Origin of the sequence: Alloactinosynnema sp. L-07 (assembly GCF_900070365.1) — a bacterium.
In the GTDB taxonomy this organism is placed as follows: Bacteria; Actinomycetota; Actinomycetes; order Mycobacteriales; family Pseudonocardiaceae; genus Actinokineospora.
In genome coordinates this window covers 6,840,384-6,861,594 of record NZ_LN850107.1, presented here as the reverse complement: position 1 = coordinate 6,861,594, position 21,211 = coordinate 6,840,384, and the positions used below count along the sequence as shown (strand labels likewise).

Annotated in this window: 26 protein-coding genes; 8 read left to right on the top strand and 18 right to left on the bottom strand. The window is 70.6% G+C overall.

The window, feature by feature from the left end; translation table 11 throughout:
* Nucleotides 1-86 precede the first annotated feature (86 nt).
* The 3 genes from BN1701_RS31510 to BN1701_RS31500 are packed head-to-tail and all read right to left on the bottom strand — an operon-like array spanning nucleotide 87 to nucleotide 2,902.
* Entirely contained in the window at nucleotides 87-1,103 is a 1,017-nt protein-coding gene (locus BN1701_RS31510; RefSeq protein ID WP_054054867.1) for an alpha/beta fold hydrolase, read from the bottom strand.
* Between the two features lie 12 nt (nucleotides 1,104-1,115).
* Nucleotides 1,116-1,991 carry an alpha/beta fold hydrolase gene (locus tag BN1701_RS31505; RefSeq protein WP_067521443.1) on the bottom strand — a complete coding sequence of 292 codons (876 nt, stop codon included), beginning with the start codon at nucleotides 1,989-1,991 and terminating at the stop codon, nucleotides 1,116-1,118.
* On the bottom strand, nucleotides 1,988-2,902 hold the full coding sequence (locus tag BN1701_RS31500) for a diiron oxygenase (protein ID WP_054056300.1): 915 nt from the start codon (nucleotides 2,900-2,902) through the stop codon (nucleotides 1,988-1,990). The genes BN1701_RS31505 and BN1701_RS31500 overlap by 4 nt, the downstream gene beginning before the upstream one ends.
* Before the next feature lie 64 nt (nucleotides 2,903-2,966).
* Here BN1701_RS31500 and BN1701_RS31495 point away from each other — a divergent pair, with 64 nt between their 5' ends.
* Nucleotides 2,967-3,689, top strand: a complete 723-nt coding sequence (locus BN1701_RS31495) for a TetR/AcrR family transcriptional regulator (protein ID WP_054054863.1) — start codon at nucleotides 2,967-2,969, stop codon at nucleotides 3,687-3,689.
* A gap of 10 nt (nucleotides 3,690-3,699) precedes the next feature.
* Nucleotides 3,700-4,035, top strand: coding sequence for a DUF4873 domain-containing protein (locus tag BN1701_RS31490; protein WP_054054861.1), 336 nt, complete (start codon nucleotides 3,700-3,702; stop codon nucleotides 4,033-4,035).
* A 64-nt stretch (nucleotides 4,036-4,099) separates the two neighbouring features.
* Here the strand turns inward: BN1701_RS31490 and BN1701_RS31485 are convergent, their stop codons facing one another.
* Together BN1701_RS31485 and BN1701_RS31480 are read right to left on the bottom strand one after the other, a co-directional pair.
* Nucleotides 4,100-4,324 (bottom strand): DUF3107 domain-containing protein, encoded by a 225-nt coding sequence (locus BN1701_RS31485; RefSeq protein WP_082860181.1) that lies wholly within the window; start codon nucleotides 4,322-4,324, stop codon nucleotides 4,100-4,102.
* 107 nt (nucleotides 4,325-4,431) lie between these two features.
* On the bottom strand, nucleotides 4,432-5,091 hold the full coding sequence (locus BN1701_RS31480) for a ferritin-like fold-containing protein (RefSeq protein WP_054054858.1): 660 nt from the start codon (nucleotides 5,089-5,091) through the stop codon (nucleotides 4,432-4,434).
* Nucleotides 5,092-5,363: 272 nt separating this feature from the next.
* Here BN1701_RS31480 and BN1701_RS31475 point away from each other — a divergent pair, with 272 nt between their 5' ends.
* Genes BN1701_RS31475 through BN1701_RS31465 form a run of 3 tightly spaced genes read left to right on the top strand, consistent with a single transcriptional unit; the run spans nucleotide 5,364 to nucleotide 9,234 of the window.
* Nucleotides 5,364-7,025 carry a DEAD/DEAH box helicase gene (locus BN1701_RS31475; RefSeq protein ID WP_369800657.1) on the top strand — a complete coding sequence of 554 codons (1,662 nt, stop codon included), beginning with the start codon at nucleotides 5,364-5,366 and terminating at the stop codon, nucleotides 7,023-7,025.
* Between the two features lie 4 nt (nucleotides 7,026-7,029).
* A complete protein-coding gene (locus tag BN1701_RS31470; RefSeq protein ID WP_054054856.1) occupies nucleotides 7,030-8,343 on the top strand; it encodes a hypothetical protein in 1,314 nt (437 codons plus the stop codon).
* Between the two features lie 33 nt (nucleotides 8,344-8,376).
* Complete coding sequence (locus BN1701_RS31465) at nucleotides 8,377-9,234, top strand: alpha/beta fold hydrolase (protein ID WP_054054854.1); 858 nt, start codon at nucleotides 8,377-8,379, stop codon at nucleotides 9,232-9,234.
* On the opposite strand, the gene BN1701_RS36180 is transcribed toward BN1701_RS31465, so the two are convergent.
* Nucleotides 9,231-10,148: a hypothetical protein gene (locus BN1701_RS36180; RefSeq protein ID WP_157368321.1), complete on the bottom strand. Its 918-nt coding sequence runs from the start codon at nucleotides 10,146-10,148 to the stop codon at nucleotides 9,231-9,233. The two genes, BN1701_RS31465 and BN1701_RS36180, sit on opposite strands and share 4 nt — an antisense overlap.
* A complete protein-coding gene (locus BN1701_RS31450) occupies nucleotides 10,145-10,951 on the bottom strand; it encodes a PD-(D/E)XK nuclease family protein (protein ID WP_054056297.1) in 807 nt (268 codons plus the stop codon). The genes BN1701_RS36180 and BN1701_RS31450 overlap by 4 nt, the downstream gene beginning before the upstream one ends.
* Nucleotides 10,952-11,034: 83 nt before the next feature.
* On the opposite strand from BN1701_RS31450, the gene BN1701_RS31445 reads away from it, so the two are divergent.
* Nucleotides 11,035-11,385, top strand: a complete 351-nt coding sequence (locus BN1701_RS31445; RefSeq protein WP_054054847.1) for an ArsC/Spx/MgsR family protein — start codon at nucleotides 11,035-11,037, stop codon at nucleotides 11,383-11,385.
* Here the strand turns inward: BN1701_RS31445 and BN1701_RS31440 are convergent.
* From BN1701_RS31440 to BN1701_RS36645, 4 genes are read right to left on the bottom strand one after another with little or no spacing between them, the layout of a single operon-like run.
* Nucleotides 11,366-11,989 (bottom strand): MarC family protein, encoded by a 624-nt coding sequence (locus BN1701_RS31440; RefSeq protein WP_054054845.1) that lies wholly within the window; start codon nucleotides 11,987-11,989, stop codon nucleotides 11,366-11,368. The genes BN1701_RS31445 and BN1701_RS31440 overlap by 20 nt on opposite strands.
* On the bottom strand, nucleotides 11,989-12,849 hold the full coding sequence (locus BN1701_RS31435; protein ID WP_054054843.1) for a PHP domain-containing protein: 861 nt from the start codon (nucleotides 12,847-12,849) through the stop codon (nucleotides 11,989-11,991). The genes BN1701_RS31440 and BN1701_RS31435 overlap by 1 nt, the downstream gene beginning before the upstream one ends.
* A 27-nt stretch (nucleotides 12,850-12,876) precedes the next feature.
* Complete coding sequence (locus BN1701_RS31430) at nucleotides 12,877-13,443, bottom strand: PH domain-containing protein (RefSeq protein ID WP_054054841.1); 567 nt, start codon at nucleotides 13,441-13,443, stop codon at nucleotides 12,877-12,879.
* A gap of 18 nt (nucleotides 13,444-13,461) precedes the next feature.
* Nucleotides 13,462-13,626, bottom strand: a complete 165-nt coding sequence (locus BN1701_RS36645) for a hypothetical protein (protein ID WP_172803359.1) — start codon at nucleotides 13,624-13,626, stop codon at nucleotides 13,462-13,464.
* 144 nt (nucleotides 13,627-13,770) lie between these two features.
* Between BN1701_RS36645 and BN1701_RS31425 the strand changes: the two genes are divergently transcribed.
* Nucleotides 13,771-14,193, top strand: coding sequence for an NUDIX hydrolase (locus BN1701_RS31425; RefSeq protein WP_054054839.1), 423 nt, complete (start codon nucleotides 13,771-13,773; stop codon nucleotides 14,191-14,193).
* Between the two features lie 6 nt (nucleotides 14,194-14,199).
* On the opposite strand, the gene BN1701_RS31420 is transcribed toward BN1701_RS31425, so the two are convergent.
* Both BN1701_RS31420 and BN1701_RS31415 read right to left on the bottom strand, forming a co-directional pair.
* On the bottom strand, nucleotides 14,200-15,312 hold the full coding sequence (locus BN1701_RS31420; protein ID WP_054054837.1) for a DUF2332 domain-containing protein: 1,113 nt from the start codon (nucleotides 15,310-15,312) through the stop codon (nucleotides 14,200-14,202).
* A 19-nt stretch (nucleotides 15,313-15,331) separates the two neighbouring features.
* Complete coding sequence (locus BN1701_RS31415) at nucleotides 15,332-15,835, bottom strand: MaoC family dehydratase (RefSeq protein WP_054054835.1); 504 nt, start codon at nucleotides 15,833-15,835, stop codon at nucleotides 15,332-15,334.
* 372 nt (nucleotides 15,836-16,207) lie between these two features.
* Here BN1701_RS31415 and corA point away from each other — a divergent pair, with 372 nt between their 5' ends.
* The gene (gene corA / locus BN1701_RS31410) at nucleotides 16,208-17,284 is read left to right on the top strand and encodes a magnesium/cobalt transporter CorA (RefSeq protein ID WP_054054833.1); all 1,077 of its coding nucleotides are present in this window, start codon (nucleotides 16,208-16,210) and stop codon (nucleotides 17,282-17,284) included.
* Nucleotides 17,285-17,459: 175 nt separating this feature from the next.
* Here corA and BN1701_RS31405 read toward each other — a convergent pair whose 3' ends face one another.
* From BN1701_RS31405 to BN1701_RS36630, 5 genes are all read right to left on the bottom strand, one after another.
* Nucleotides 17,460-18,278, bottom strand: coding sequence for an ESX secretion-associated protein EspG (locus tag BN1701_RS31405; protein WP_054054831.1), 819 nt, complete (start codon nucleotides 18,276-18,278; stop codon nucleotides 17,460-17,462).
* The gene (locus BN1701_RS31400; protein WP_054054828.1) at nucleotides 18,278-18,637 is read right to left on the bottom strand and encodes a hypothetical protein; all 360 of its coding nucleotides are present in this window, start codon (nucleotides 18,635-18,637) and stop codon (nucleotides 18,278-18,280) included. The genes BN1701_RS31405 and BN1701_RS31400 overlap by 1 nt, the downstream gene beginning before the upstream one ends.
* Before the next feature lie 10 nt (nucleotides 18,638-18,647).
* Entirely contained in the window at nucleotides 18,648-19,919 is a 1,272-nt protein-coding gene (locus tag BN1701_RS36965) for a WXG100 family type VII secretion target (protein WP_054054826.1), read from the bottom strand.
* 79 nt (nucleotides 19,920-19,998) lie between these two features.
* Complete coding sequence (locus BN1701_RS36635) at nucleotides 19,999-20,799, bottom strand: ESX secretion-associated protein EspG (protein WP_172803358.1); 801 nt, start codon at nucleotides 20,797-20,799, stop codon at nucleotides 19,999-20,001.
* Between the two features lies 1 nt (nucleotide 20,800).
* Nucleotides 20,801-21,058: a hypothetical protein gene (locus BN1701_RS36630; RefSeq protein ID WP_172803357.1), complete on the bottom strand. Its 258-nt coding sequence runs from the start codon at nucleotides 21,056-21,058 to the stop codon at nucleotides 20,801-20,803.
* Nucleotides 21,059-21,211: the final 153 nt, after the last annotated feature.

The window sequence follows — 21,211 nt, the reverse complement described above, 5'->3', positions numbered from 1 at the left end:
CGCCGCCTCTGCGACCGTGATCTTCGCCGCCGCCGTACACAATGGACGGCCCCCACCCATCCTCGGGGGCACTGCCCTGGGCCAGTCTATCGGCGGGTGGGGCGGGCGGGGGTGGTTTCGTCGGGGATGTGGATGGGTTCGGGTGACTGTGGATAACTCGTGGGGGCCGACTTGACAGTCGCCGCCGCTCGCGTGATGTGAGCCGCGAGTTCGCGGACCCGCTCGTACGGCAGCATGTGCCCAGCGCCCGGGAACAGGACGAACTCCGCGTGTGGGGCCGCCTCGGCGATCGCGCGCGCGTGGGACAGCGGGGTCAGTCGGTCCAACTCCCCCACCAGTACCCGCACATCCGCGTGCTCGAAATTCGCCAGCGCGGTCGCCCGGTCGTGTTCGCCGATGTCCCGACCCAGCGCCGCCGCCGTCTTGGGGTGGACGGCCGCGGCGTGATCGGCGGTCGCACGAACGTCGACCATGCGGAAGCGGGTGCCGAACACGAGCCAACGGACCACCGCGAGGGATCCCACCCGGCGGACCGGAGGCGGCAGCTTGACCCGGACGCGCCGCTTGCGGCCGCCGGTCCGCACCGAACCGCCACCCGACGCCGCCGACGCACCCGATGCCGCCGACCCACCCGACGAGGAGCGCACAGAGCGGCGGGTGGCGAAGCGGACCAGTGGCCTGGGCAGGCCGAAGGTGACCTCCCGCATCCGGCCCGATGACGTCGACACGAACACCACAGCCGACGCCCGCTTGGCCACCTCAGGATGCCCCTCGGCCAACGCCATGAGGGTCATGCCGCCCATCGAGTGTCCGACCAGGACCAGTCCACCGGTCGGCACCCGCGCGGCGATCACCTCCGCCGCGTCCGCTGCCAGGCGGGCCAGGGTGGCCCCGCCCGCGGGGGCGGGCTCGGACGAGCCGTGGCCGCGGTGGTCGAAGCGCAGCGTGCGGACCCGTGGGCCGAGTGCCGCCACGACGTGGTCCCAGACGTCGAGGGCGCTGGTCCAGCCGTGCAGGAACAGCACGGTCACCGGGGCGTCGGCGGGTCCGGACTCGACCAGCCGCAGCCCGACGCCGTCCGATGTGCGGAACACGTCAGCCATCGCTCTAACCTACTAGCCAGTAGCCTTGAGGTCCAAGCCGACCATCAGACCCGAGAGATGGGCCACGACGTCGGCGGTGCGCTCGTAGGTCAACATGTGCCCGGCGCCGGGGAAGACCTCCAGCACCGCGTTGGGCAGTTCCGCGGCGATGGCCTCGGACTGCGGCACGGTGCACAGGCGGTCCCGGTCGCCCGCGAGCACGATGGCCGGGATGTCCCGGTACACGCACAGCGCGTGCAGGCGTTCGTGCCGCTTCAGCTCGCCCCGGAAGGCGACCAGGGCGGCCGGGTGACAGCTGCCGACCTGCGCCGACACCCGCGCGACGTGCCCGCGTGCCGGCTTGCGGCCGAACGCGAGGAACCGGACCAGCGGGATCGCCACCGGGCTGAGCCTGCCGAGCAGCCTGCGAACCGGCAGCCGGGCGATGATCGGGTTGGCCAGCGACTCGACGAACAGGATCAGCGCGGCCAGCCAGCGCGGCAGGCCGAAGGTCAGCTTCGACAGCCCGCCCGAGGTGGTGGCGACGAACGCGACCCCGGCGACGCGGTCGGCGACCAGTGCCGGGTGCCGGTCCGCCAGAGCCATGAGGGCCATCGCGCCCAGTGAGTGCGCGCCGAGCACGACGCGGCCCGCGATCCGGGTGTCGATCAGCTCGGCGATGTCGTCGGCGAGCCGGTCGATCGTGGCGGTGCCCGCCGGGGCCGGGTCGGACCCGCCGTGGCCGCGGAAGTCCATCCGCACCACCCGCACCCCGGGCAGCCCGGCGACCACCGCGTCCCACGAGCGGTGGTCCATCACCCAGCCGTGCAGCAGGACCAGCGTCAGCTCCGAGTCGCCGTCGCGCTCGACGACGTTGAGCCGCACGCCGTCCGACGTCTGGAAGATCATCGCTTCGGCAGCAGCATCGCCGCGCGCCACAGGACCTTCCCGGGGCCACCGATCAGGCCGACCTCGTCGAGGAAGCCCATGATCCGCTCGCCCCAGTAGGCCATGGTGGCCTGGAAGTGCGGGTTCGCCTTGGCCGCCTTGCGCGCGGCCCGCGGGTCGAGACCGACAGCCTTGTAGACCTCCGGGTTGACCATCGAGAGCGCCACGAAGTACGACACGACGGCGGTGACCAGCTGGTGGTATCGCCGGGCCAGCCTGCCCGCCTCGGCCATGCCCTGCGCGACCTCCTGGCGGGCGAAGGTGACGTGCCGCGCCTCCTCCAGCACGTGGATCCGGTTGACCATGCGCACCAGCGGCTGCAGCGTGTGGTCCGCGGTGGTCTCGCGCTGCATCCGGTCGAGCACCTCCTCGGCGACGAGGATCGCGGCATAGGCCGAGGGTCCGCGGCCGATCATCGGCAGGACCTTGGCCAACTGCTTGACCCACGGGCGCGGCCCGTAGGCGGGCACGTCGAAGCGCTTGCACGCCTTGCCGAACATCGTCGAGTGGCGGCACTCGTCGGCGATCTCGGTCAGCAGGTAGTGCACGTGGTCGGTCGTCGGGTCGTGGCGGTAGACCTGCTTGAGCAGTATCTGCATCAGCAGGACCTCGAAGAAGATGCCCGTGCTCGCGATGCTGGCGATCTCGTGTTTGCCCAGCTCGATGCGCTGTTCCGGGGTCATCCGCGCCCACAGGTCCGTGCCGTAGAGCGAGATCCGGTGCTCCGGGTGGAAGTGCAGTCCGGGCGGGATCGGGGCGTCCCAGTCGATGTCGACGTCCGGGTCGTAGAACTTGTCGGCGGAAGACTTGAGCAAACGGCCCGCGGTCTTCTCGCGGTCGGCTACCTTGGCGACGCGTAGAGCGCGGCTCATCATCGAGCTCCTCTTAAGTATGCGTGACTGCGGGTAACAGTTACTTCTGGTAGCATGCAGTCCCATGACGGATCGTGTCAAGGGACACAGGACAACGGATTCCGGCGACGCCCGGCGAGACCGGTGGAAGTCCCATCGAGCCGCGCGGCGGGAGGAGTTCGTCGAGGCCGCGCTGCGCGCGCTGGCCACCCACGGTCCGGACCTCGCGATGGAGCACGTCGCGCATGAGGCCGGGGTGACCAAGCCGGTGCTCTACCGGCACTTCACCGACAAGGCCGACCTGGTCGTGGCGCTGGGCCACCGCGGCACCGAGATCCTCTTCGAGCGACTCATCCCCGCGATGAACAGCGAGGAAGCCCCGGTCCCACGCATTCGCAAGAGCCTGCAGGCGTTCTTCTCGATCATCGAGGAGTACCCCAACCTCTACCGACTGCTGGTGCGCACGACCTTCGCCGACCGCGGTCTCGACGCCGACATAGTCGCCGAGGACAAGGAGGTCATCGCGAACGCGCTGGCGGGCCTGCTCGGCGACTACATGCGCGCGTTCGAGATCGATCCCGGCGGCGCGGAGGTCTGGGGCCACGGGATCGTCGGCATGGTGCAGAACGTGGGCGAATGGTGGCTCGAACGCCGCACCATGAGCCGCGACCAGGTCGTCGAGTACCTGACCCAGACGATCTGGGCGGCCATCGACGGAACCCTGCGCGGCTGGGGCGTCACCATCGACCCCGACCAGCCGCTGGAACTGAACAAGATCGTCAAACTGTCCCTCGGCGACGCGGGCTAGGAGCACAACAATGGACAAGCACCCCGAGGACGACGGCTACACCGGCCCGGCGACGCTGATCGTCGGCGAGCGCGAGTTCCACGTGCGGGTCGAGCTGCGCGGGCACTTCCAGCCAATCGACGGCTACTACCGCTGGTACGGCCGCGTCGACGCCGACCCAGCGGTGTCGGAGGCGGCGGGCGGACGCAAGACCAAGGCGACCCTGCGCACCCCGGGCGCCGAGGCCGACGGCGAGCTGTCCGACCCCGACCCGTGGGACCGCTACCGGATCATGGGCACCAGCAGGCCGCCGTTCGTCGTGCAGACCACTTTGGACATCGGCGGGACCGCGCGCGCCGACGTGTGACCAGCTCCAGAGACGCCGATGGCCACCTCCCGCGGGAGGTGGCCATCGGCGTTCAACGATCGAATCAGGGGGCGAAACCGACCTTGCGGGCGTCGGCGCCGCCGATCTCGACGTAGGCGATCCGCGCCGACGGGATGACGAAGCGCTTGCCCTTGTCGTCGAGCAGGACCAGCGTGCCGGTGCTGTCCTTGAGAGCGGCGGCGACCTGGGCCTCGACCTCATCCGGGGACTGGGCGCTCATCAGCACCAGCTCCCGCACGGTGTCCGCGACACCGACCTTGACCTCCACGCCAAACCTCCTGCGCCGGGAAAGACTTCTCACCGTAAGGCTAGTGGAGAGCAGGGCCCCGGACCCCCCAGGGGCGCCCGCGTTCACCACACGCGTAATCAACCGAGTCAGCCAAGCCCGAGGGTGGTCATCCGCTTGCCGTGCTGCTGCTGCAGCTTGCGGAACAGCGCGGCGATGCCCGCCAGGTCGCCGGTGCCGCCGACGATCAGCTCGGCCAGCCCGTCGCGTTCGGCCACCACGTACTGGGCCTGGGTCAGCGCCTCGCCGAGCAGTCGCCTGCCCCACAGCGCCAGCCGGTCGCGCACGGTGCGGTCGCGTTCGATGGCGGCCTGCACCTCGCGCTCGGCGAAGGCCGAGTGGCCGGTGTCGGCGAGCACCTCCAGCACCAGGACCTTGGTCTCCTCGTCGAGCCAGTTGGCCATCTCGCGGTAGAGGTCGGCGGCCAGACCGTCGCCGACATAGGCCTTGACCAGCGACTCCAGCCACGAACGGGGCGCGGTGGAGGCGTGCCAGGTGTCGATGTGGCCGATGAACGGCCGGATCGCGTCCTCGATGGCCACGCCGTGCCCGGCGAGGAACTTCTCGATCTTGGCGTAGTGCCCCATCTCGGCGGCGGCCATCTCCGAGAGGGCCGCGCGCCCCGCGACCGTCGGCGCCGACCGCGCGTCCTCCGACATGCGGTCGAAAGCCGACAGCTCGCCGTAGGCCAGCACGCCGAGCAGGTCCACGACTCCGGCCGACAGGTGCCCTGGGGCAGCGTTCTCCATGGTTGGAGCGTATCCGGACACCGTCGCGGGTAGACTCGGCAGGACGCCCGCGCCTCGCCGCCCCCATCGGGGCTGGTGACGACGGGCTCGGAGGACCTCGGGACACTCGTGGCGAAGCACGCCGCGGACCGAGTGAGAGGGTGCGCGCACACCTCGCCGGCCTCCCGCGCTCGGGTCTGGGAACCCCGGCGGCGCGGTCGAGAGCCGAGTCCAGGGCACGCGCGCTGGTACTAGAGAGGCTGATCACCCTGACGCACGACAACACCGACTCCGTGACGGAGCTGGACCCGGTAACCCTGGACCACAGCGTCGCGGGCGTCCCGGACACCGACACGTCCCATCCCCTGACCGCGGGCGCCCCGGTGCTGCCCGAGTCGCCCACCTTCGCCGAGCTGGGCGTGCATGAGGAGATCGTGCGCGCGCTGCGCGAAGCGGGCATCGAGCGCACGTTCGCCATCCAGGAACTCACCCTGCCGCTCGCGCTGGCGGGCGACGACCTGATCGGCCAGGCCCGCACGGGCACCGGCAAGACCCTCGGCTTCGGCGTGCCGCTGCTGCAGCGGGTCATCACCCCCGGCGACGGGACCCCGCAGGCCCTCGTCGTGGTGCCCACGCGCGAGCTGTGCCTGCAGGTCACCCACGACCTCAAGGACGCGGGCAAGCACCTTGGCGTGCGCGTGCTCGCCATCTACGGCGGCCGCCCGTACGAGCCCCAGATCGCCGCCCTGCGCAAGGGCGTCGACATCGTCGTGGGCACCCCCGGCCGCCTGCTCGACCTGGCCGAGCAGCAGCACTTGGTGCTGGGCAAGGTCCGCGGCCTGGTGCTCGACGAGGCCGACGAGATGCTCGACCTCGGCTTCCTGCCCGACATCGAGCGGATCCTGCGCATGGTCCCCGACGAGCGGCAGACCATGCTGTTCTCGGCGACGATGCCCGGCCCGATCATCACCCTGGCCCGCACGTTCCTGCGTCAGCCCACGCACATCCGGGCCGAGGAGAACGACGCGGGCGCCACCCACGAGCGCACCGAGCAGTTCGCCTACCGCGCGCACTCACTGGACAAGATCGAGGTCGTCGCCCGCTCCCTGCAGGCCGAGGGCCGAGGCCTGACGATGATCTTCACCAGGACCAAGCGCACCGCGCAGAAGGTCGCCGACGAACTGGTCGAGCGCGGGTTCGCCGCGGGCGCCGTGCACGGCGACCTCGGCCAGGGCGCGCGCGAGCAGGCGCTGCGGGCGTTCCGATCCGGCAAGGTCGACGTGCTGGTCTGCACCGACGTCGCCGCCCGCGGCATCGACGTGACCGATGTCACGCACGTGATCAACTACCAGTGCCCCGAGGACGAGAAGACCTACGTCCACCGCATCGGCCGCACCGGCCGCGCGGGCAAGACCGGCGTGGCGATCACCCTGGTCGACTGGGACGAGGAGCCCCGCTGGAAGTCGATCAGCGACGCGCTCGGCCTGGGCAAGCCCGAGCCGGTCGAGACCTACTCGACCTCCGACCACCTGTTCTCCGACCTGGGCATCCCCGCGGGCTCCACCGGCAGGCTCCCCATGGCCAAGCGCACCCGCGCGGGCCTGGACGCCGAGCCGGAGGAGGACTTCGGCGGCCGGAGCAAGCGCGGCCGCGGCGGCGCCGAGCGCACCACCCGGGTCCGCTCGCGTGGCGCGGGCGCCGGGACGGGATCGGCGGCCAAGTCCGGCGACGAGCCCGCGGAGAAGTCCGACCGGCCCCGGCGCAGGCGTCGGCGTGGCGGCGTGGACGCGCCCAACGGCGACGCTCCGGCCGAGTCGACCACCGAATCTGTCACTCCCAGCACAGACTCGGCCGACAAACCCGCACGGACGCGCAGGCGGCGCAGGCGCTCAGGGGCCGATGTCGGCTCGGACGTGGGGTCGAACGCCAACGAAACATCGGGGTCGGCAGACTGACCCCGTGACTTCGGCCGACAGCGTGGGCACCGAGGACGTCCTCCATGGGGACGTCCCACCGCCGCCCGCTCCACGCACCAGGTTCACCCGCAAGCGTGACTACGCGGTCCTCGGGCTCATCGTGGTCACCCTCGCGGTGACCGCGGTGGTCGTGTGGCGGACCAGCGAGTTCCGCTCGACGGCGTCGACCACCACCGACAAGCACTACGACGAGCCCGCCGAGCCGGAGTTCTTCCCGCCGTCGCTTGGCGAGGCGTGGCGGGCGGAGAGCCCGGCCACGGCCGAACCGGCGGTGGCGGGGCCCGCCGTGGTGACCGGCGAGGGCGGCGTGGTCAGCGGCCGCGACCCGCGGACCGGCGAGGTCCGCTGGACCTATCAGCGCGACCTGCCGCTGTGCACGGTCAGCACCGAGTGGAAGCTCGCGGTCGCGCTCTACAAGACCACCGAGAACATGCTGCACGAGAGCGACCCGCGCCACGTCGGCGGCTGCAGCGAGATGACCTCGCTCAAGCCGATGACCGGCGAACGCGACCGCCAGCGCAACAGCGACGCCGAACTCGGCACCCGGCTGGTCGGTGACGGCACCTACCTCACCGCCACCGGCGAGCGGCTGCTCAGCACGATCCGGTCGGACCTGGTGAAGACCAACGAGTACGGTGCGCTTCCGGCGCTGGTCAACCCGGCCAAGCAGCCGCGCACCGGCTGCGCCTACAAGTCGGTCAACACCACGACGCCGGGCCGCATCGGCGTCATCGAGCGGTGCCCAGACGACGCCGCTGCCCGGCTGACCGTCATCAAGTCCGCGCCCAAGGAGTCCGACAAACCCGAGGTCATCACCAGTGTCGTGGTGGGCAGCGAGTCGGCCCAGATCGTCGCGATGAACGACAAGTTCACCGCCGTGGCGATGCCCGAGCCGAACCGGCTGGTGGTCTACCAGGAGGACGGCTCCCAGGTCGCCAACTACGACCTCGACCTCGGCGCGAACGACCTGCGCGCCGATCCACCCGGACGGGCGACCCAGGTGACGGCGGCGACGGGGGCGTTCTACTGGTTCAGCGGGTCGCGCACGATCGTCGTGTCCTCGACCGACCTTCGTCCACTGTGGACTTTCCAGGACACGCTCGGGCCAGGCACGATCTTCGCAGGCCGCGCGTTGCTGCCGGTCAAGGGCGCGATCGCGGTGCACAGCCAGGCCGATGGCGAGCAGGTCGGCACCATCCCGGTCGACCGCGGCGGCTACGCGGGCCCGGTCGCGATGGACGTCAGCGGGCCGATGGTGTTCGAGCAGCGCGGCCCGACTCTGGTCGCTTTGCACTGACCGTCGCGCGCGGTGCTGAGGCACACTCAAGCCATGCACTCGCAGCTGAGCCCGCACCGGGCGCACCGTGTCGACCTGACCGGCCCGTACGGCCCGATCGCCGCCCTGCGCATCGCCGGTGCGGGCCCGATCGCGTTGCTGGTGCCCGGCTACACGGGTTCCAAGGAGGATTTCGCGCCGATCCTCGACCCGATCGCCGACGCCGGGTTCGAGGTCGTGTCCATCGATCTGCCCGGCCAGATGGACTCCCCCGGCCCGCCGGACGAGGCGTCCTACCTGCCCGCGCCAATGGGCCTGGTGGTCGCCGAACTGGCCGGGAAACTCGCAGCCGACGGCAGGCCTGTGGTCCTGCTAGGCCACTCCTACGGCGGCCTGATCTCGCGTCGAGCCGTGCTCGCCGGGGCGCCGGTCGTCGGGTTGACCTTGCTGGACTCCGGCCCGGGTGAACTGCCCATCGGCGGCAGGCGGACCGTGCTCGACCTCGCCGAACCGGTGCTGCACGGGCACGGCGTGCAGGCCGCCCACGACGCCCTAGAACAGCTGAACGCCAACAACCCGCGCTACCAGGTGATGTCGGCCGGGCAGCGCGAGTTCCTTCGTAGGCGGTTCCTGTGCAACACGGTGAGTTCGCTGGTCGGGATGGGCAACGGCCTGCGCACCGAACCCGACCTGGTCGGCGACCTGGCCCGCTACCTGCGCACCCACCGCATCGGCTGCCTGGTCACCTGCGGCGCCGACGACGACGCGTGGACCCCGTCGGCCCAACGCGACATGGCCGACCGCCTCGAAGCCGACTTCAGCATGATCAGCGGCGCGGGCCACTCCCCGGCGATGGAGAACCCCGCCGACTTGCTGGCGACGCTGCTGCCGACGTGGAAGAGCTGGCTCTAAGCCAGCCAGAACGTCCAGACCGACGCGGCCGTGAGCGCGATGACGAGGAACACGGGCGCCAGACCACGCCTGCCCGCCCGGCGGTCCGCGATCCGTTGGAGCAACACGGCTGACACGGCGGCGGTGACGTGGCCGAGCACGATCAGGACGCCCGGACCGGGCATGCCCTTGGTCCAGGCCAGGATCTGTATGCCGATGACCACGAGGGCAAGAACGCACATCCCGAGCGACAGCGCCCCGGACACCTCTCGCCAGAACCCCGCACGTCCAGGCGGCACCTCCGCGGCGGCCGGGTTGGATGGCAAAGCCATCGGCGCCGTCGCCTGACGGCCACCGCCTAGCCCGCCACCCCGCACAAACGCCTGATCCGAACCACCGGCCACGCCTTGATCGCCACCCCGCACCGCCGCTGCCCGCCGGCCAGGGCCGTCAATCGCGCCGAGATCGCCGCGCACGGGCGCCGCCGCAGTCCGCTCGCCAGCACCATCCGCCCTACCGAGATCACCGCGCACGGGCACCGCCGCAGTCAGCTGGCCTGCACCATCAGCCCCACCCAGGCCGCCGCGCCCAGGCACCGCCGCAGTCGGCAGGCCAGCACCATCAGCCCCACCCAGATCGCCGCGCACAGGCATCGCCGCGGTCACCTGGCTGGACCTGTCAGCCGCGCCGGGGCCCGGCGCGGGTAGCGGCGTGGCGGGGTGGCCTGCCAGGTCGGTCGGGCGGCCAGAGCCGTCGGTCGCGCCGAGATCGCCGCGTACGGGCATCGCCGCGGTCGCCTGGCTGGAGTTGTCAGCGGCGCCGGGGCTCGGCGCGGGTGGCGGCGTTGCGGGCTGGCCTGCCGGGTCGGCTGGCGGCCTGGTGGTGTGGGCCTCCGAGGAGCCCGCGTCGGGGAAGCGTTCGGTGGGACCAGTCACGGGGCCAGCATCGCCCACGGTTCCAGCTGCGGGCCTGCGGCCTTGCCCTCGTCGCAGTTGCGGCGGAAGTCGCACCACGAGCACTGCCTGCCCGGCGCCGGTGGGAACAGCACCTCCGGGTCGCCGCCCGCCTTCATGGTGTCGATGGCGAGTTGGAACTCGTCGGCGGACTCCTCGGCGCGTTTCAGGTGGCGGGCCAGGGACTCGTCGGTGTGCTCCCAGGACGACACCGTGCCAGAAGGCAGGTGGTGCAGTTCGACCTTCGTGCACGGCCTGCGCAGGGTGCGGCGGGCGGCCAGCACGTACAGGGCAAGTGCCTGCGAGCCGCGAGCGTCATCGGTGGTCAGCGCGTGGCGGCCGGTCTTGTAGTCGACGATCACCAGTTCGCCGTCGCGCTGGTCGATCCGGTCGACCCGGCCCTCGGCGACGATCGTGCCGACCGGCGCGGACACCCAGCGCTCCAGGCCGACGGGTTCGTGGTCGACGGCGAGTTCGGCGACGTAGTCGTGGACCCAGCCCGCGGCCCGCTCGCGGAACGTGGCCGCCTGCTCGGCGCCCGCGAAGCCGTCGTCCTTCCAGTGCGTGTCGACCAGCGACGCCGCGACGTCGGGGGTGCGCTTGGCGGCCGGGAGGTCGAACAGCGCCTTGAGCGCGTTGTGGACCACGGCGCCGAGGGTGCTGTGCGCCCACGGCCCGCCGCGCGGCGGGGTGGGGCGGTCGAGGTAGGCCATGCGGAACCGGCGTGGGCAGTCCGCCCACACCGAGAGCCGCGACGGGGTCACCTTGATGAGCTTCCGCGGCATGCTGTCGAAACCAAGCTGTGCCTGCACGGTGCCCACCGTACGCAGTGGCACCGACACTCCCGGCGCCGGGCACAATCAGTGGCATGGAGATCTGGCACAACCCGCGCTGCACCAAGTCCAGGGCCGCACTCGAGGTGCTCGACGGTTCGGTCACCGTCCGCCGCTACCTCGACGAGCCGCCCACCGCGGCCGAACTGGAGCAGGTGCTGGTCAAGCTCGACCTGCAGCCCTGGGACATCACCCGGCTCAAGGAGCCGCTGGCCAAGGAACTCGGCCTGGCCGACCTGCCACGCGAGCGCACGAAGTGGATCGACGTGCTGGCCGCCAACCCCTCGCTCATCGAGCGACCCATCGTCATCCACGACGACGGCCACGCCGCGATCGTGCGCAGCCAGGAAGCCTTGGACGCGCTGATCAGCCAGAACCGGAAATGAAGCCCCGCACCGAGTCCGCGATGAGCTGCACCGCGATCGCCGCGAGCAGCAGGCCAGCGATCTTGGCCAGCAGCGTGATCCCACTGTCCTTGATCACCCGGATCACCACGCCCGAGTAGCGCAGGCACAGCCACAGGAACAGGTGCACCGCCAGGATCGCCGCGCCCAGCGCGATGTAGGACCCGGCGTGCCCGTCGGCCTGGCGCACGAAGACGATCGTGGCGGCGATGGCACCGGGCCCGGCCAGCAGCGGGGTGCCCAGCGGCACCAGCGCGACGTTGACGTCCTCGACCGCCTCCGGCTCGGCGTGCCCGCGCCCGGTCAGCAGGTCGAGCGCGATCAGCAGCAGCAGCAAGCCGCCCGCGCCCTGCAGCGCGGGGATGCCGATGTGCAGGTACGACAGGATCGCCTCGCCGCCGATGGCGAACAGGCTGATCACGCCGAGCGACACCAGCACCGCCTGCCGCGCCGCCCGCGAGCGCGCCGCCTTGGACTTGCGGCCGGTGAGGCTGAGGAACACCGGGATCGTGCCCGGCGGGTCCATGATCACGACGAGCGTGATCATCGCGGCCATGAAGATCCGAACGTCGAACAGGTCGGCCATCACGCTTCCAGGATCTCGGCGCCGGTGGCGCGCTCGGCGATGGCGTCGAGCATCTCCGGAGACGTGGTCTCCGCACCGAGGGCGATGGTCTTGTTGGTGCCGTGGTAGTCGCTGGACCCGGTCACCAGCAGGTCCAGCCGCCGCGCCAGCGCGCGCAGGTCGGACCGCGCGGCCTCGTCGTGGTCCGGATGGTCGATCTCCACCCCGTCGAGCCCGCACGCGGCCAGGTCCTCGATCACCTTGCCGTTGATCGTCGGACCCCGCTGGTGGGCGAAGCCGTGCGCCAGGACCGTGACCCCACCCGCCGCCTTGATCATCGAGATCGCGTCCCGAACCAGGGTCTTCTTGCTGGGCACGTAGTAGTTGTTGCGGCCGTGGAGCAGTTCGGTGAACGCCTCGGTGACCGAGCCGACCACGCCCGCGCGCATCAGCGCCTGCGCCAGGTGCGGCCTGCCCGCCGGGACGTCGTCGGGGATGCCCGCCAGCAGCGTCTCGGCGTCGACCGGGTAGCCGTCGGCTGCCATCCGGCCCGCCATGATCCGCAGCCGGTTGCGCCGCTCGGCCCGGGTGTTGGCGTACTCGGCGGCGACCGCGTCCGATTCGGGATCGAACAGGTAGGCCAGCAGGTGGACGGTGCAGTGCCCGCCGCGCCCGTCCTCGGACACCGTCGTCAGCTCCGCGCCGCGCACCAGGCGCAGCCCGGGTGGCAGGGCGGCGGCGGCCGCGGCCCAGCCGCCGGTGGTGTCGTGGTCGGTGATCGCGACGACGTCGAGCCCAGCTCGCCGTGCGTTCAGCACCAGCTCAGCGGGGCTGTCCGTGCCGTCGGAGGCAGTGGAATGGCAGTGAAGGTCGATCCGCACCTTGTTCAGTGTGGACGATGACCCGCATCACCCTTTAACGGCCTTGCGCTTGCCCTGTGCCATCCGCTGCGCCTTGATCATCGAGAAGCGCTCGGCCGCGGCCTTCTTGTCGCCGAACACCAGCTCGGAGATCGCGTCGTTGACCTGGTCCGGGTGCGGCAGAAAGTCGATCTTGTTCAGGGCCTGGATCTGGCCCGCCGACTCCACGATCAGTGTGCCGTAGCCGAGCATTCGGCCCATCGCCGTGCGCTTGAACGTCAGGTCGGTGACCTTGCCGATCGGCATCATCAGCACCTTGATGGTGATCACGCCCGTGGTCATCATGAACCGCTTGTCGGTCACCACGATGCGCTCCACCCACCAGTCGATGACCTGGTAGGTGAACCGCAGGACCACCGCCAAGGCGACGTACCACAGCAGGTTCTGCATGAGCCACTGCCCGGGGGGCAGCAGGTAGGAGACCATCACGCAGACCGCTAGGAGCGCGACTGCCTCGAAGACCTCCCAGGCCAGGGACGCCCAGTGCCTGCGCACCCGGATGACCCGGCGTTCGGAGTCCAGCAAGTACTCGTCTGGGTCTCTGGGCGCGAACATAGCTTGACGCTACTCGCCTCAGCCCTTGAAAACAGTCGACACGAAGGTGATGACCGCTTCGGCACCCTCGCGCAGCGTCGTGATGATCGAGTTCACGATGCCCGCCGACTGCACGGGTTGCGTCACCAGGAAGAAGACGAGCAACGCTGCCCCAGTCAAGATCAAGACCTTCTTGACGTCCACTGCGATCTACCCCGTTCCCATCCCGCACCCGGTGTGGCGCTGTTGAAAACCGTTGTACCGCACCGGCCAACCCATGGGGAGGGGAGTACCGCGCTTGGGTCAACGCGCAGCGTTACCGAAGAACTACGACTACGCTGGGTAGCTATGAGCACTGGGCCGAACGGGAGAATCCGGTGTGTCGGCGGGGTCGTCCGTGACAGCTTCGGGCGCCTGCTGCTGATCCGGCGGGCCAACGAGCCCGGCCGCGGACTGTGGTCCCTACCTGGCGGGAAGGTCGAACCTGGGGAGTCGGACGAGGTCGCGCTGATACGTGAACTCCAGGAGGAGACCGGGTTGACGGTCGATGTCGGGGACCTGATCGGCGTAGTCGAGCGCGTTGCACCCAAGGGGGTCTACGTGATCTATGACTACGCCTGCACGGTTACCGACGGTGATATTCGAGCCGGTGACGACGCACTGGACGCGCGGTTTGTGGATCATGCGACGTTCGCCACATTGGAAGCCGGTAACAACCTCGCCGACCTGCTTGCGCCAACCTTGAGCGAATGGGGCGTGCTCCCCCGTTGACGCAGGTCAGGCTAGCCAAAGCAAACGTTCACCATGGGCGCTGGCACGGGCCAGCGCGAAGGCCTGCGGGGTGCCCGCGACCCAGGTCGCCAGCCCGAGAACATGGATGTCGGATTCACTCTGCGCGGTGACGAGGTCATCGCGGCCGGGCAGCACGTGGGCCAGTCCGGCGGCGTAGGACTCGATGCTCACCCACCACAGCGGGCGGGTCTCGGCGAGCGCGCCCATGGCGTCGATGAAGGCCCGCTGGGCCTCCTCGGGCAGGTAGCACAGGACGCGGCTGGTGATGACCACGAGCGGCACGTCGACGGGCACCTTGGCCGCCGCGCCGGGCAGGTCGGCCACGGCGTCGCCCGCGACCAGCTCCGGCGGGTTCTTCTGCTGCATCGCCGCCGCCGTGCTGAACAGCCGCTGCCGCTCGGGCTGGTCGGCCCAGATGCACGCCTCCAGCCACGCCGCGGCGTCCTCGTCGGCCAGATCCACCGGCGCCCGGTCGAGACCGACCTTGGCCGCCACGGCGAGCTTCTTGGGGATCGCGGGCAGGCTCGCGCCGGGGGCCAGCTCCAACGCGCAGTGCAGGCCCAGCGCGGTCTTCGCCGGGCCCGCGACGACCTGGCCCGCCTGCTCGGTCTGGTAGCGGTAGCCGTAGCGGTCGAGGTCGAGCAGCAGGCCCGCGCTGCAGCCGACCTCCAGCAGGCCGACCGGCCCCTTGACCTGCTTGGCGACCGACGCGACGGCCGGGTAGAGCTGCGCGGCGCGGCGGACCTCGTTGGTCTGGGTGGTGTGGGACGCGACCAGGGCGCGGATCTTGTCGGCTCGGTCCAGCACGAAGGACCGGAACAGCGGCCACGTGCCCGCGTCAACGCCGTAGGTCCCGCCCATCGATGGGTAGTAGTTCACCAGTTCGTGGAACGGGTCGGACTGCAGCGCCCGGTGCACCGCGGCCAGCAGCAGCGTCGGGTGGCCGAAGCCGGGCTGCGCCGCGGCAAGCAGCCCGGCGACGTCGTCGTCCTCGGCGACGCGGGTGGCCAGGTGCGCGTAGAGCGGCGACACCCCCGCGGCCTCGATCTCGGCGAACCGCCGCAACCGCTGCCTGATCTCGTCCAGGGGCACGGTCACGACGCTTCCTCCGTCTGTACTAGGCCTTAGGTTCGGGGCGACCCGGCTGCTCGCCGCCGCGCGCCTCACCATAGGACTGCTTGGGGACCATCACCTTGCGACGGAAGACGCAAACGATCGTCCCGTCCTGCTTGTAGCCACGGGTCTCCACGTAGACCACGCCCCGGTCATCCTTGGACTTCGACGGCGTCTTGTCGAGCACTTCGGTCTCGCCGTAGATCGTGTCACCGTGGAAGGTGGGCTTCACGTGGCGCAGCGACTCGACCTCCAGGTTGGCGATCGCCTTGCCGGACACGTCCGGCACCGACATGCCGAGCAGCAGCGAGTAGATGTAGTTGCCCACCACGACGTTCTTGCCGAAATCGGTGGTGTTCTCGGCGTAGTTGACGTCCATGTGCAGCGGGTGGTGGTTCATCGTGATCAGGCAGAACAGGTGGTCGTCGTACTCGGTCACCGTCTTGCCAGGCCAGTGCTTGTAGACCGCGCCGACCTCGAACTCCTCGTAGTAGCGACCGAACTGCACTGTTCCTCCAAGTAAGTGACCGGCGGGTAGGAGATCTGTGTACGGCCCCAGGGCGGCCCGTGCAACCGATGTGTGAGGGAGTGCACCGCGCGCCCGAGGACGGGGTAACCGCCGTCGAGGAGTACGCTGTCCCCCTGGTGAGCGCGGGCATGGGCCCGGCCGCCACGGCCAGAGGAGGTGAGGACGCACATGGGCGACCCGCATGGTCATAACACCGCGACAGGTTGCAGTAGTACCCGCGTCCCCTCCGGAGGAATCCGCCGCTAGCCGTCAGCGGGTTCCGCGGGTCCGGCAGGGACGCTCCGTTCGCCGGCTCGGCCGCTTCGAGGTCGTCCGGTCCGTCGCGCAGCGACGGGAGCACCTGGAGACCCGATGCCCGCCATTCCCTCGCTCGGTGGCCGGAAGAACCGCCCGCCCGCAAGAACGCTGCCGCCGATCCCGGTTCCGCTGTCGGCCTATGTAGTCGACTGCGCCGTGTACATCGATGGCAAGCGGCTGCCCGGACGCTGGTCGCACACCGACGCCGTCGCCGAGGTGCGCGAGCGGGACGAGGGCTTCGTCTGGATCGGCTTGCACGAGCCCGACGCCGAGCAGATCCAGGGCGTCGCCGAGACCTTCGGGCTGCACGAGCTGGCCGTCGAGGACGCCGTGCACGCCCACCAGCGGCCCAAGCTGGACCGGTACGAGGACAACCTGTTCGTCGTGCTCAAGACGGTCCGCTACGTCGAGCACGAGTCCCCCACGACCGCCAACGAGATCGTCGAGACCGGCGAGATCATGGCGTTCCTTGGCAAGGACTACATCGTGACCGTCCGCCACGGCAAGCATTCCGGCCTGCACGAGCTGCGCGAGCGGCTGGAGTTGGCACCGGAACGGCTCAGCGCGGGCCCCGCCGCGGTGCTGCACGGCATCGCCGACCTGATCGTCGACAGCTACCTCGCGGTGAGTGAGGCCTTCGAGACCGACATCGACCTGATCGAGAAGGCCGTGTTCGCCCCGCGCAGCCCGATCAGCGCCGAACAGATGTATCTGGTGAAACGGGAGATCCTCGAATTGCGGCGCGCGGTCATGCCGCTGGCCAACCCGCTGCGGCGGCTGGCCGAGGGCTGCTCGCCGCTGATCCCCGACGAGGTGCGGTCCTACTTCCGCGACGTCGACGACCACCTGACCACGGTGTCCGAGCGCGTCTCCGCATTCGACGAGTTGCTCACGACGCTGCTGGACGCCACGCTGGCGAAGATCACACTCCAGCAGAACTCCGACATGCGCAAGATCACGTCATGGGCGGCGATCATCGCCGTCCCGACCATGGTCGTCGGCGTCTACGGCATGAACTTCGACTATATGCCGGAACTGAAGTGGAAGTTCGGCTATCCGCTGGTCATGATCGTGATCTTCGTTGCGTGTCTGATGCTGTATCGAATCTTCCGCAAGAACCGATGGCTTTAGCTGGAGGCCTTTCCCCGGCGTCCAGCGAAGAACACAGGTCCCCCCGTTCGTGCCCCGCAAGGGAGGTTCCCCCATGACCCGGCTGTTGACCAATCTCAAGTTCTGGCTCCTCGCAACGGTTCTCACCTGGATCGCGGTGGTGACCGTGCTTATAGCGGAGACCCCCACCTGACGGTCAGCGCCGGACGTGGCCCGCGAGGACGCGCACGGCTGAGCGGAGTTCCTCCGACCCCAAGGGGTTGACGCTCATCCAGTCCGCGTCCTCGCCCGTGCCGCCCGCCAAGCGGAACCGGCCGCGCGGGGTGTCGATCCAGCGGATCTCGTCGCCGACGCGGTGCCACTGGTCCTCGGTGTCATCCCGCCGGGCGGTGCCGATCTGGCCGCTGCCCTCCACCGGCTGCAGGTACGAGATCATGCGGCGGGCGGCCCGGTCGTCGATGCCGTGGGAGCGCAGCAGCTCGTCGATCTCGTTCTGTGACAACGGGTTCGGCTCGGCGCCGTTCTCGGGCATGCGGGAAAGCATTGCGTCGAAAGCGTTCTCGAGCGCCCGCTTGGGCAAACTGAACGGCGTCGACATCGTCGCGTCAACGCGCGGCACCAAGCGGTCGAGCCTGCCGAGGGCATCATCGAGGGTGGCGGCCTGGACCCGCACCATGCCGTTGGGGTCGGCGCTGTCCTGGATGACCAGCAGGGCCTCGTCCTGGGCGGTCAGCACAGCCACCCCGAGTGTGCTGTCCGCCTTGCGCAGCACCAGATCGATGACCCCGGTGCAGGCGCGCAGCAGGTAGACGAACTCCTCGGCGACGTCGAGCGGGCCGCGTTCGTCGGCGAGTCCGCGGTCGCGGAGCTGTTGGGCCGCACCGCTGAACAGCACGCCGCGCTCGATGTCGGTCTGGCCCGCCGACGGGATCTCGATCGGGAACGGAACCTCGACCTCGGCGAAGGTGCACAGCAGGTCGACCTCGACCGGGTGCAGCGCGGTGCGGGTGTCCATCAGGCGTTGGGGAAGCGCTGGGCCGCGTTGTCGTCGCTCTCCTGGTAGCCGGCCGCGGTGCGCTCGGCACTGGCGACGAACTCCTCCATCCGCTTGAGCGCCTCGTCGAGCTGCCCGCGCAGGCCGTCCTCGGAGGTGAGGCGGTCGGTGAACTTCTGCGACAGCTCCTGGCCGACCGGGCTGGTGCCCAGCATCGGCTGGAACGCGGGCGAGGACAGGTCGGCGACCTCGGCGATGATCGCGTCGAGGTCGGCGCGGACCTCCTCGACGGCGGCGGCGAACTCGCGCACCTGCTCCGGGTCCACCTCCCAGCCGCTGGTGCCGGTGAAGTTGCCGGGGTTCGGCTCGTCGACGTACATGTGTTTCCCCCTAGAGGCCGATGACCGGCGGTGCGGACTTCAGGTCGGTGATGGCGAACGGGTCTTCCTCGATCGGCACGCGGCGGTGGTGTTCGCCGTCGTCCTCGCCGCGCTTGCCCGCGCCAGCGCCCGTGCCGTAGCCGCCCGCGCCGCGTCCGTGGGCGTCGCCGAATCCGTTGGCCCGGCCGAACCGACCCGCGCCGCCTCGGCTCCCGCCGCCGCGACCAGCGCCCGAGCCCGCCGCGCCGCCGCGGGCTCCCGCACCGGCTCCAGCGCCGAGTCCGGCCCGCCCCGCGCCGAGTCCGCCGGTGCCGAGGCCACCGAACGCGCCCGTGCCGAGCCCGCCCAGGCCACCCGCGCCGGGAGCACCTTGGCCGGAGCCCGCGCCGAAGCCGGTGAGGCCCTGCCAGCGGCCCTCCCAGCCGGTGTTGAAGCTCGGGGCGAACGAGGGCGTGGTGCCGACGTTGACGCCGCCGCCGTTGGTGGGCGGCGGGCCGCCGGTCCAGCCGGGGTGGCCCGGTCCGCCGGGAACGTGCACGCCGGGGCCGGGGACGCCGGTGCTCGGCGGCCTGCCGTGGTTGGGGCCGGTGCCGGGGTTGACCCCGTTCGCCGGTCCGCCGAAGCGCGGGGTGCTGCCGTCGATGCCCAGGGCCGCGGCCTCGAAGCGCTGCATGGTCTGCACGGCCTTGCGCTTGAGCTTCTTCTTGTTGCTGCCGAAGCCGAACGCGCTGGCGATGCCGCCCAGCGCGGCGCCGAACGCGGCGCCCACCGGGCCGCCGATGGCGAAGCCAGCCGCCGCGCCGCCGCCCGCCGAGGCGTACCACGCGCTGCTCGGCTTGCCCGGCATCGTGTCCTGCGCCGAACGCAGCGCGCCGCCCGCGTCCTGGATGGGGTCGGCCATCTGCTTGGCGGTGCCCGCCATCTCCGCGACCCACGCGGCGTTGGAGACCACGGTCCGCGCAGCGCCCTCGGAAGCGGCGCCGGTCCAGAAGTTCATCAGCCGGTTCAGCGAGCGCGACAGGTCGCGCGCGGCCCGCTCGATCCGCTCGCCGTGCTTGGCCCACTCGTCGGCGAGCATGTCGAGCTGGTTGGGGTTGGCCTGGTCGCCGACCATCCGCTGCAGCGATTCGAGGCTGTAGCCGTTCCAGTTGACGCCGCCGTTGACGTAGGAGTCGTCGACCTCCCGCCTGCGCCTGCGCTCCTGGGCGGCCGCGTCGCGCGCGGCGGCGGCCTGCTCGGCCTGCTCCGTGACCCGGCGCACCAGTTGTTCGAGGTCGATCATCCCCACCCCTTCGGATCATCGCTTCCGACCGTCACGGTAGCGGAAGCACTCGCCGCTTCTCCACGAACCGCGTGGACGATCAGTACCAAAGTTCCCCCGCCAGCGTCCGCAGTTCCGACCGCAGTTCATCCCGGGTGAACGGGTTGACGCTCATCCAGTCGGTCAGCGTCCCGCCCGCCAGCCGAAACCGCCCGCGAGTGGTGTCGAGCCAGCGCAGTTCCTCCCCGGACCGGGTCCACTCGTCGGCATACCCCCGCCGCACCGCGACGCCCGCCTGCCCATTGCCCAACACGGGCTGCAGATGCGTTGCCATCTTCCGCGCGGTCTGCTCGTCGAGCCCGTTGCGCTGCATGATCCGGTCGAGGTCGTCGGCACTGAGCCGGTCGCGAGCGCCGAGAATCTCGCGGTGCACCTGCTCGACCGCCCGCCTGGGCACACTGAACGGCGCCGCCATCGCGGCCTCGTGCTCGGGAACAAGCCGCTGCAACTGGTCGACGGCGTCATGCAAGGACAGGGCCCGCAGGTGAACCGGCCCCTCGGCCCCGTTCTGATTGACCAGAAGCGCTTCCTCGCGACGGGCCAGGACCAACACGCGGGCGGCTGATCCTTTCCGCGCGACCAACATGTCGAGCGCGCCTGCCCCTTCGCGCAACAGATGCACGAAGTCGGCGGCCACCCCCCGCGGCCCCCGGTGATCGGCCAGCCCACGCTCGGCCAACCGCGACCGCGCGGTCCGGAAGACGTCGCGCTGATCCTCCATCGACGCGCCCAGCGAACGCACCCGGAGCGGATAGGGCGGGGCCACCTCGCCGAAGGTGCACAGGAGATCGATCTCGGCGGGATGCAGCCACCCGCCCGCCTCAGTGCGAAGATCGACCACGTCAGCCACCCTGCGGCCGGTCGGCACGCTTGATCGAGTCCTGAGCCAGGTCCTCGCTCTCGCGGTACGAGTCGCGGACCTTCTCGGCACTCTCGATGAACTGGTCCATCCGCCGCATCGCCTCGGCCAGCAGCCCACGCAGCCCTTCGTCCCCGTTGAGGCGGTCGTCGAACTTCTTGGCCAGCTGCTGCCCGACGGGGCTGGTGCCGAGTTTGGGGGTGTAGTCGTCGCCCTGCATCCGCTCGACCCGCGTCTGCACGGCCGCGAGCCCGAACCTGGCGGAGGTGACGGCGAGGGCGAAGCCGTTGACCTTGTCTGGGTCGACGTCCCAGAAGCCGGGCGACTGAGCGGGACCGCCGTTCGTGGGCCCGTCGGCTCCCCCACCCGCGCCGGGACCGGCTGGGTCGCCCGC